We start from the raw sequence: 2,063 nt of genomic DNA, 5'->3' as shown, positions 1-2,063 counted from the left end.
AAACGACGAGTCCATAGTAATTGAGGAGCGATTTGTTCTCTGGCTAGGCCAGGTAGGATTGGAGAGGTGTTCATTTTTACAAAGACGCGCTTCCCATCAGGGTAGCTTCCCATATAAGCTTTGCCACTCTTCCCAGGGATAGGGGTCAGCGTTAGCTCATTATCACCCAAGTCCATTTCTTTCCTCCGTATAAAGTTTCCTTACTATTCTACTAGTTTTTGGTCTATTCGTCAACCAATCTTTTTAGTTGGTAAGGCAAATAAAACAATTGTAGGAAGAGACTAGCCCCTACAAGAGCCAACAAGGCTATTTTTTCTTGAAAAACCACTGCTCCGACCAGCAATTCCAGCAAAAGAACTGCACTTCCCACACCAAGCACAATCTGTTTCAATCCCTTCTCTTTCTCCCCTTTTTCTAGTGGAAAGAGCTGAGTCAAGTACTGGTAGTCAAAGGCATGATAGAGGGCCAGTAACTGAAAGAGCAGGAGATAGTTAAATAGAACCACCACTGCCGTCGCGATCCAAGCTTGCTCGATAAAGATCACAGCTAACAAGGATAGGAGCAAGAGGCGCAAACTGAGGGCAAAGAGGTCTCCATTTCGCAAGTAAGAACGAAGATAGAGATTTTGCCAAATTTTCCCAGGTACCTTCTGAACTGCTTTAAGGATAAAATCCAGATAAGCGCGACGTTTGACACTATTTGAAACGCCCTTGACCTGAGTAAAGAGAGCAAAGAAACGAAGCAAGACTTGCTTGCGCTTGCTTTCTTGGGAAACGACATAGTCCCAGTCAAGCCCAGTCTCTGTAAAAAATTTACTGGATTTTTGGCGAAAGAGGAGATATTTCCCAGCTCCCAACAAAAGCACATAGATGAGAAAGACTGGCAAGCCATAACCCATGGCTAAAAATAAGGGCGCAAATAAAAGCAAGAAAAGGGTCTGGACAAAAAGCCAAAAGACCAGTGAGCGCATCGTCTGCCCTTTGAGGTGAGACTTAACTTCCTCTTCACTGACTAAGAGAAAGAGCTTGTCAGGTCCTTCCATGTAGGTCGCGATTCCTCCCCAAGCCAAAAGCAAGGCAGATACAATCCCCAAAAACAAGAGGATAGGCCAGTGGTTTTCAGGAAAATGTTGCAGGAGTTGACTGTACTGGTAGGCTAAAAAACCGATGAGAACCAGCAGGAATAAGACAAAGTGGTCATTGAGAACATAACGCAGATAACCGACACACTCCTTACGAAAAGCCTGCTTTCTCCTTAAAAACAAGTCTTTCATAGGTCCTCCTCTTTGGTTAGAGCCAAGTAAATATCATTCAAGCTAGCCTCGGGCATATCAAAAGCCTCGCGGAGTTGCTGGAGGTTCCCCTGAGCCCTCACCTCTCCCTTGTGGAGGATGACAAAGGCGTCACACATCCTTTCCGCCGAGTCCAGCACATGGGTACTCATGAGAATAGACTTGCCTTTTTGCTTTTCTACTTCCAAAAGCTGAATCAAGTCGGCAATCGCCAAGGGATCGAGACCAAGAAAAGGCTCATCGACGATAAAGAGGCTAGGATCCACGACAAAGGCACAGATAATCATGACCTTCTGCTTCATCCCTTTGGAGAAATGCACAGGAAACCAGTCTAATTTTTGGTCCAAACGAAACATTTTTAATAAAGGTTCCACACGATCAAAAGCCACTTTTTGCTCAATACCATAGGCCATGGCAACCGTCTCGATATGCTCTCTGAGGGTCAATTCCTCATACAAGCTAGGCGTTTCTGGGATGTAGCCAATCTGTTTGCGATAGCTGGTCGCATCTTCTCGCAGGGTGAGACCGTTAATCTTAATTTCCCCACTGTAAGGTGTCAACAGTCCAATAATCTCATTGATTGTCGTTGATTTCCCAGCACCGTTGAGACCAATCAAACCGACCAACTGCCCACTTTCAACTGTAAAGGACACATCTTTCAAGACAGGAACATGGACATAGCCTCCTGTCAGGTTTTTAATTTCTAACATATTTTCTCCGAATCTGGTATAATGTAGCTATATTATATCAAAATTCAATACAGTAGAGGTGG

2 protein-coding genes and 1 pseudogene are annotated in these 2,063 nt (G+C 44.4%); all 3 read right to left on the bottom strand.

The window, feature by feature from the left end:
• Positions 1-176: pseudogene (locus GMD4S_RS08290) on the bottom strand (cell cycle regulator CcrZ); the annotation flags it as partial.
• Between the two features lie 47 nt (positions 177-223).
• Positions 224-1,273 carry an ABC transporter permease gene (locus GMD4S_RS08285; protein ID WP_000653805.1) on the bottom strand — a complete coding sequence of 350 codons (1,050 nt, stop codon included), beginning with the start codon at positions 1,271-1,273 and terminating at the stop codon, positions 224-226.
• The gene (locus GMD4S_RS08280; RefSeq protein WP_000889939.1) at positions 1,270-2,001 is read right to left on the bottom strand and encodes an ABC transporter ATP-binding protein; all 732 of its coding nucleotides are present in this window, start codon (positions 1,999-2,001) and stop codon (positions 1,270-1,272) included. Before GMD4S_RS08280 ends, GMD4S_RS08285 begins: the two co-directional genes overlap by 4 nt.
• Positions 2,002-2,063 lie beyond the last annotated feature (62 nt).

It is taken from the genome of Streptococcus sp. GMD4S, assembly GCF_000296955.1.
This window is presented reverse-complemented; position numbering and strand designations above follow the sequence as displayed.

Excerpts from the sequence above, each read along its gene's own strand:
- GMD4S_RS08285 (WP_000653805.1), bottom strand. The coding sequence starts at position 1,273 with ATGAAAGACTTGTTTTTAAGGAGAAAGCAGGCTTTTCGTAAGGAGTGT.
- GMD4S_RS08280 (WP_000889939.1), bottom strand. The coding sequence starts at position 2,001 with ATGTTAGAAATTAAAAACCTGACAGGAGGCTATGTCCATGTTCCTGTC.